At 62.2% G+C, this 7,396-nt stretch carries 7 protein-coding genes and 1 pseudogene; 5 read left to right on the forward strand and 3 right to left on the reverse strand.

The annotated features are described in order from the left end of the window. The 5 genes from EOA38_RS22495 to ugpC form a co-directional block, all read left to right on the forward strand. Positions 1–679: ABC transporter substrate-binding protein (locus EOA38_RS22495; RefSeq protein ID WP_145966029.1), on the forward strand; the 679-nt coding region annotated here is incomplete at its 5' end. A gap of 179 nt (positions 680–858) precedes the next feature. Then, complete coding sequence (locus EOA38_RS22500) at positions 859–1,872, forward strand: sugar ABC transporter permease (protein WP_127300288.1); 1,014 nt, start codon at positions 859–861, stop codon at positions 1,870–1,872. 1 nt (position 1,873) lies between these two features. Beyond that, positions 1,874–3,028: a carbohydrate ABC transporter permease gene (locus EOA38_RS22505; RefSeq protein ID WP_127300289.1), complete on the forward strand. Its 1,155-nt coding sequence runs from the start codon at positions 1,874–1,876 to the stop codon at positions 3,026–3,028. Between the two features lie 4 nt (positions 3,029–3,032). Next, positions 3,033–4,697, forward strand: coding sequence for an alpha-glucosidase (locus tag EOA38_RS22510; protein WP_127300290.1), 1,665 nt, complete (start codon positions 3,033–3,035; stop codon positions 4,695–4,697). 33 nt (positions 4,698–4,730) lie between these two features. After that, positions 4,731–5,843: a sn-glycerol-3-phosphate ABC transporter ATP-binding protein UgpC gene (gene ugpC / locus EOA38_RS22515; protein ID WP_127300291.1), complete on the forward strand. Its 1,113-nt coding sequence runs from the start codon at positions 4,731–4,733 to the stop codon at positions 5,841–5,843. Between the two features lie 180 nt (positions 5,844–6,023). Here the strand turns inward: ugpC and EOA38_RS22520 are convergent, their stop codons facing one another. The 3 genes and pseudogenes from EOA38_RS22520 to EOA38_RS22530 all read right to left on the reverse strand — a co-directional run. Beyond that, positions 6,024–6,254, reverse strand: a complete 231-nt coding sequence (locus EOA38_RS22520; RefSeq protein WP_127300292.1) for a DUF680 domain-containing protein — start codon at positions 6,252–6,254, stop codon at positions 6,024–6,026. Positions 6,255–6,412: 158 nt separating this feature from the next. Further along, positions 6,413–6,619: a DUF680 domain-containing protein gene (locus tag EOA38_RS22525; protein ID WP_126090674.1), complete on the reverse strand. Its 207-nt coding sequence runs from the start codon at positions 6,617–6,619 to the stop codon at positions 6,413–6,415. Between the two features lie 491 nt (positions 6,620–7,110). Continuing rightward, positions 7,111–7,396, reverse strand: a pseudogene (locus EOA38_RS22530) (oxidoreductase); the annotation flags it as partial.

The raw sequence follows: 7,396 nt of genomic DNA on the forward strand, positions 1-7,396 counted from the left end.
CGAGGACATCATGCTGCGCACGCAGACTCCCGCCGTCTACGACAAGTGGGTGAAGAACGAGATTCCGTTCAGCGACCCGGCGGTGGTCAACGCCATCGATATCTTCGGCAAGATCGCCACCGACGACAAGATGGTCGATGGCGGCGCCAAGGCGGTGGCCGCAACTGACTTCCGCGACAGCCCGAAGGGCCTCTTCTCGGTGCCGCCGAAATGCTACATGCACAAGCAGGCATCGTTCATCCCGACCTTCTTCCCCGAAGGCACCAAGATCGGTCAGGACGCCGATTTCTTCTACTATCCGCCCTATGCTTCCAAGCCCGATCTCGGCACGCCCGTGCTCGGCGCCGGCACGCTGGTCATGATCACCAAGGATAGCAAGGGCGCGCGTGCCTTCATCGACTTCCTCAAGATGCCGCTGGCGCATGAGATCTGGATGGCGCAGGGCGGCTTCGTGACGCCCTACAAGGCGGTCAACAAGGAAGCCTATGCCAGCGAGGCGCTGAAGAAGCAGGGCGATATCCTGGCCAACGCCTCGACCTTCCGCTTTGACGGCTCGGACCTGATGCCCGGCAAGATCGGCGCCGGTTCCTTCTGGACCGGCATGATCGACCTGGTCGGCGGCAAGTCCGCCCAGGACGTCGCAACCGACATCCAGAAGAGCTGGGATGCCATCAAGTAAGCCGCCGTTTGCGGCTCAAGTCAGACCTTCCTGATCCTCCTACTGGATCCGGGCCACGGCCCGGATCCGACCGGCGGTAACGCCGGAAGCCTTCGCGTCTCGATTGTTCCGAAAACTCACAAGTCGGTGCATCCGATCGCCAGCACTGCCTGGCCGGTCATGCGCAGGGAGAGGGACCCATGGCGGCTCAGATTTTCTCGGCCATATTCGTCATCATCATCGGCGTCGGCGGCTGTGTCGCCTATTTCTGGGGCGCCAACAAACTGCTCGACGTCATCTTCCCGTCGCGCGGGGTCTCCGGCACCGCCGCCGTCGACAATCTGCGCCGGCAAGGGCTGGTGCGGCCGTGGCTGTTCGTCGGCCCGGCCATGATCATCCTCACCATCTATCTGATCTATCCGGTGATCGAGACGCTCAGGCTCTCCTTCCTCGACAGGGGCGGCGCGAGCTTCGTCGGGCTTGCCAATTATGAGTGGGCCTTTGGCGATCACGATTTCCGCAATTCGATCCTGAACAATGTGCTCTGGCTGGCGGTGGTGCCCGCTGCCTGCACCTTCCTCGGGCTGATCATCGCCGTGCTCACCGACAAGATCTGGTGGGGGACGATCGCCAAGAGCCTGATCTTCCTGCCGCTGGCGATCTCCTTCGTCGGCGCCAGCGTGATCTGGAAGTTCATCTACGAATATCGCGGGGAGGGCCAGGTCCAGATCGGCCTGCTCAACGCCATCATCCAGTTTTTCGGCGGCCAGCCGCAGGTGTGGATATCGCTGCCCTTCTGGAACAATTTCTTCCTCATGATCATCCTCATCTGGATCCAGACCGGCTTTGCCATGGTGATCCTGTCTTCGGCGCTGCGCGGCATTCCGGAGGAAACGCTCGAAGCCGCGGTCATCGACGGCGCCAACCCGTTCCAGATCTTCTGGAAGATCATGGTACCGCAGATCTGGGGCACGATCGCCGTGGTCTGGACCACCATCACCATCCTGGTGCTGAAGGTGTTCGACATCGTGCTGACGATGACCAACGGCCAATGGAACAGCCAGGTGCTCGCCAACCTGATGTTCGACTGGATGTTCCGCGGCGGCGGCGACTTCGGCCGCGGCGCAACCATCGCCATCATCATCATGATTGCCGTCATTCCGATCATGGTCTGGAACATCCGCCAGGCCAACAAAGAGACGGGAGGGCACTGAGATGACCGCCAAGACCGGAAAGTCCTTTGCCAGCCGCTTCGGCGTCCACATCGCCGTGTTCGTCTTTGTCGTGATCTGGACCATCCCCACGCTCGGCATTCTGGTCTCGTCGCTGCGCGATAAGGACCAGATCATCGCTTCGGGCTGGTGGAACTCCTTCGCCAGTTCCAGCCAGACCGAAGCCGGACGACTGCCGGCCGCTTCGGCGCAGACGCAGAAGGACGGCAAATACGTCATCGAGGGCAACATCTTCGGCGACGGCGCCAAGCGCGAGATCAGCGCCTTCGGCGTCAAGTCGGCGGCGCCGACGCAGTATCCGGCGGGCACCGCGGCCGATCTCGGCGACGGCGTCAGCCTGCAGGTCAATGCCGACGGCACCTTCGTTCTGTCCTCGCCGAAGGTATTCGAAGGCGAACGCGGCCAGCGCGTCTATTTCGCCTCGTCGGCGCCACCGAAATTCACCACCGACAATTACCGGACGGTGCTGTTCTCGGAAGGCATAGGCCGCTCCTTCATGAACTCGCTGACCGTCACCATTCCCTCGACCGTCATCCCGATCCTGATTGCCGCCTTCGCGGCCTATGCGCTGGCCTGGATGCGCTTTCCCGGCCGCGCGCTCCTGATCGCCGTCATCATCGGCCTGCTGGTCGTGCCGCTGCAGATGTCGCTGATCCCGCTGTTGAAACTCTATAATGGCGTCGGCAGCTTCTTCGGCGTGCCGTCGAAGACCTATCTCGGCATCTGGCTGGCGCATACCGGCTTCGGCCTGCCCTTCGCCATCTACCTGTTGCGCAGCTATATCGCCGGTCTGCCGCGCGAGATCATGGAATCGGCGCGCATCGACGGCGCCAGCGACTTCGAGATCTTCGTCAAGATCGTGCTGCCGCTCTCCTTCCCGGTGCTTGCATCCTTCGCCATCTTCCAATTCCTGTGGGTATGGAACGATCTGCTGGTGGCGATGGTTTTCCTCGGCACAGAGGCCGATCAGATCGTGCTGACGGCCAAGCTCAATGCGCTGCTCGGCTCGCGCGGCGGTGACTGGGAGATCCTGACGACATCGGCCTTCGTGACCATCATCGTGCCGCTGATCGTGTTCTTCTCCCTGCAGCGCTATTTCGTCCGCGGGCTGCTTGCCGGCTCGGTGAAAGGAGGTTGATAAAATGCAATCGGCTTTGAAGGCGACGTCGAGACCAGACCCCGCCCTCGACCGCGACTGGTGGCGGGGCGCGGTGATCTACCAGATCTATCCGCGTTCCTATCAGGACTCGAATGGCGACGGCATCGGCGATCTGAAAGGCATCGTGCGGCGCCTGCCCTACATCGCCTCGCTGGGCGTCGACGCCATCTGGATCTCGCCCTTCTTCAAATCGCCGATGAAGGATTTCGGCTACGACGTGTCGGATTATTGCGATGTCGATCCGATGTTCGGCACGCTGGCCGATTTCGATGCGCTGGTCGCAGAAGCCCATCGCCTAGGCCTCAAGGTGATGATCGACGAGGTGCTGTCGCACACCGCCGACATCCACCCCTGGTTCAAGGAAGGCCGCTCCAGCAGGACCAATCCGAAGGCGGATTGGTATGTCTGGGCGGACGCCAGGCCAGACGGCACGCCGCCCAACAACTGGCTGTCGATCTTCGGCGGCTCGGCCTGGCAGTGGGACACAAGCCGTCAGCAATACTACATGCACAATTTCCTGGCCGAGCAGCCCGACCTCAACTTCCATAACCGGCAAGTCCAGGACGCGCTGCTCGACGTCACCCGCTTCTGGCTGGAGCGCGGCGTCGACGGCTTTCGGCTCGACACCATCAATTTCTACTTCCACAGCCAGGGGCTGGAGGACAATCCGCCGCTGCCGCCGGAAGAGCGAAACGACCAGACGGCGCCGGCGGTCAATCCCTACAACTATCAGGACCATATCTACGACAAGAGCCGTCCGGAAAATCTCGGCTTCCTCGAGCGCTTCCGCGCGCTGCTGGACGAATATCCGGCGCAGGCCGCCGTCGGCGAGGTCGGCGATTCGCAGCGCGGACTGGAAGTGGTGGCCGCCTACACCGCCGGCGCCAAGCGCGTGCATATGTGCTATTCCTTCGACTTCCTGGCGCCGGAGAAGATCAGCGCCGCCAAGGTGCGCGCGGTGCTGGAAGCTTTCGGCCGGGTCGCCAGGGACGGCTGGTCGTGCTGGGCCTTCTCCAACCACGACGTGATGCGCCCGGCCTCGCGCTGGGCCGCCGACGAGGCCGATCCGGTCGCCTATCTCAAGGTGATCTCGGCGCTCTTGATGTCGCTGCGCGGCTCGGTCTGCATCTACCAGGGCGAGGAGCTCGGCCTCGCCGAGGCGGAGCTCAAGTTCGAGGACCTGCAGGACCCCTATGGCATCCGTTTCTGGCCCGAATTCAAGGGCCGCGACGGCTGCCGCACGCCGATGGTGTGGGAAGCGGCGGCCAAGAATGGCGGCTTCTCGACCGCCAGGCCCTGGCTGCCGGTGCCGGGCAACCATCTCTCGCAAGCGGTGAACGTGCAGCAGGGCGACCCGAACTCGCTGCTCGAGCACTACCGCCGCTTCCTCGCCTTCCGGCGCCAGCATCCGGCGCTGGCCAAGGGCGATATCGATTTCATCGGAAGCGATGGCGACACCGTCGCCTTCACGCGCCGCGAAGGCAATGAGCGCATCGCCTGCGTCTTCAATCTCGGCAGCAAGCCTGCCGAGGTCGATCTCGGTAAAGGCTCGCCGCAGCCCTTGCAGGGGCATGGCTTTTCGGGACAAGCTGGCACCAGGTCCATCCGCCTCGGCGGCTATGGCGCCTGGTTCGGGCGTATCGACTGAGTTTGCAACGGACATTCACTGGAGGAGGAAACCATGGCCGATGTCACGCTGAACCAGGTGAAGAAATCATACGGCAACCTCAACATTCTCCACGGCATCGACCTCGACATCAAATCGGGCGAGTTCATCGTTTTTGTCGGGCCGTCCGGCTGCGGCAAGTCGACCTTGCTGAGGTCGATCGCCGGCCTCGAGGAGATCACGTCTGGCCTGCTCAAGATCGACGGCGAGGTGGTGAACGACGTGCCGCCGTCGAAGCGCGGCATCGCCATGGTGTTCCAGTCCTACGCGCTCTATCCGCATATGACGGTGTACGACAACATGGCCTTCTCGATGAAGATCGGCAAGGAAAGCAAGGCCGAGATCGACAAGCGCGTGCGCCAGGCCGCCGAAATCCTGCAGCTCACAAAATATCTCGACCGCCTGCCCAAGGCGATGTCGGGCGGACAGCGCCAGCGGGTCGCCATCGGCCGCGCCATCGTGCGCAACCCGAAGGTGTTCCTGTTCGACGAGCCGCTGTCGAACCTCGATGCCGCGCTTCGCGTCGCCACCCGCATCGAGATCGCCAAGCTGAAGGAGCAGATGCCGAACACGACGATGATCTATGTCACGCACGACCAGGTCGAGGCGATGACGCTGGCGGACCGCATCGTGGTGTTGAAGGAAGGCGTTGTTGAGCAGGTCGGCACGCCGATGGAGCTCTACAAGCGGCCGGGCAATCTGTTCGTCGCCCAGTTCATCGGCTCGCCCGCCATGAACATATTGCCAGCGAAGATCGAGAAGGCCGGCAATCCGACCGTGGTCAGCCACGTCGGCGACCGCAAGGCGACGGTGCCGATCGCGACGCCCGCTTCGGCGAACGGCGCGGCGGTGAGCTTCGGCGTGCGGCCGGAGGATCTCGCGATCGCCATCGGCACGGACTATCTGTTCGAAGGCAAGGTGGACTATATCGAGCAGCTCGGCGAGGTACAGCTCGTCTATGTCGACATCGGCCGCGCCGACCTGCCGCTCGTGGCCAAGCTGCCGGGCAATGTCGAGGTCAAGCGCGGCGAGACCTTGCGGCTCAATGCCAGCGCCGGCGACCTGCATATCTTCGACGCGGACGGCCACTCCTTCACGCTTCATCGCGAAGAGGCGAAGGCGGCCTGAGGCCGGCATCCTTCCGCTCCGGCAAACAAAAGGGCGGCGAGCCTGACTCGCCGCCCTTTTTTCAACTGCCCGCGGCTGTTAGAGCGTCTCACCGTTTCACGGAAACGGTGAGACGCTCTATCTCTTTGTTTTCACGCAATTCCGGACGGAAAACCGTTACACACTTTTCCTGGAATTGCTCTAGCGGCCGAAGAGGTTGCGGTCGCTGCCCTGCGGGGCCGACTTGTGCTCGTCATTCGACGAGTTCAGCTGCTTGCGGACCGGCGAGTCGGAGCCGATCGACGAGGTGCGCGAGGTGTCGACTGCGGCCGCCGGCTGATTTGCACCGTTGGAGCCGTAGTTGTCGCTGGCCGCGAAAGCGGCGCTGGAGAGGGCCAGAACGGCCGCGCTGGCAAGAATGATCTTCTTCATTTTCGATACTCCTGAATTCCAAATCTCATGCATGTCGTTTTCCCAAAACCGCTGTGCACTTTTGGGCGGCATGCATTGCGAGGCGGCGGGCGAAACCCGCCGCCGATCCGCTCTCGACCAGACCCCCTCAGATCCGGATCATGGCCGTGCTTCGGCTGTTAGTTGTTGCCGAAGAGGTTGCGGTCAGCGCCTTGGGTGACAGGCTGCTGAGCAGCCGGCTCCGACTTCTTGACCGAAGCCGTGTAGGACGTGTCGACCGCGGCAGCCGGCTGATTGGCGCCATTGGAACCGTAGTTGTCGCTCGCGGCGAAGGCGCTGCCGGAAATGGCCAGAACGGCGGCGGCAGTGAGAACAATCTTTTTCATTTTTGGTACTCCAGTATCTTTCTTCCGTCCGTCTAGCGGCGTGTCTTGGGAATGAAATCGCGTCGTTCGGACAGGCCCGATGTGGGAAAGCCGGCTGCCGGATTCCAATCACGAAGTTGTTCCGGCTGGACCATGAATCCGCACCTTGAAATTGCAAAAAGCGTTCCTACAATCAGATTTTTCTTAAACCAATTCAGATGTTTAAGTTACTTCTTCATTTGGCTCACCAAGTGTGTCCGACCACCAATGTTCACCCCGTCCTGCACGCACCGTCAACAGAAACGAACCGTTCGGTTCGATTTTAGAGTCTCCTAATAGTCACTTTTCGATACCATTAACCATTTCGCGGCCGGCTCGGATCCGATTCGAAAGCATTGCCGACATCGGCAAGGTGAGAGAAATCGGCGTTCCAGGATGGCCGGATAAAGCAAGCGGAGTCCCATGCGACCTGGCGCGGCAAACTCCGACCGGTCGGCTGAGACAGCGAGCGTTCACACCCCGTAGCGCTCGGTGCGGATGATTCCTGCCGGAACGCCGGCATCGATCAGGGCCTCGGCGGCAGCCGACACGAACGCGTTCGAGCCGCAGACATAGGCGAGCCTCGGCGCCTTTGGCAGCCGCTCCATGGCTTGCGCCATCATCTTTGCGTCGACGCGCCGGGAATAGTCCGCCGGGCGGCGGGCCTGCTCGCGAGTCAGCGTCAGCACAAGATCGAAGCCGTCGCGGCGGTCGTCGAGGCGGATCAATTCGTCGCGGAAGACCACCTCGTCCCAGACC

The sequence above is a fragment of the Mesorhizobium sp. M1E.F.Ca.ET.041.01.1.1 genome, from assembly GCF_003997355.1.
GTDB lineage: Bacteria > Pseudomonadota > Alphaproteobacteria > Rhizobiales > Rhizobiaceae > Mesorhizobium.

Coding starts and splice junctions, on each gene's coding strand:
- EOA38_RS22500 (WP_127300288.1), top strand. CDS start 859: ATGGCGGCTCAGATTTTCTCGGCCATATTCGTCATCATCATCGGCGTC.
- EOA38_RS22505 (WP_127300289.1), top strand. CDS start 1,874: ATGACCGCCAAGACCGGAAAGTCCTTTGCCAGCCGCTTCGGCGTCCAC.
- EOA38_RS22510 (WP_127300290.1), top strand. CDS start 3,033: ATGCAATCGGCTTTGAAGGCGACGTCGAGACCAGACCCCGCCCTCGAC.
- ugpC (WP_127300291.1), top strand. CDS start 4,731: ATGGCCGATGTCACGCTGAACCAGGTGAAGAAATCATACGGCAACCTC.
- EOA38_RS22520 (WP_127300292.1), bottom strand. CDS start 6,254: ATGAAGAAGATCATTCTTGCCAGCGCGGCCGTTCTGGCCCTCTCCAGC.
- EOA38_RS22525 (WP_126090674.1), bottom strand. CDS start 6,619: ATGAAAAAGATTGTTCTCACTGCCGCCGCCGTTCTGGCCATTTCCGGC.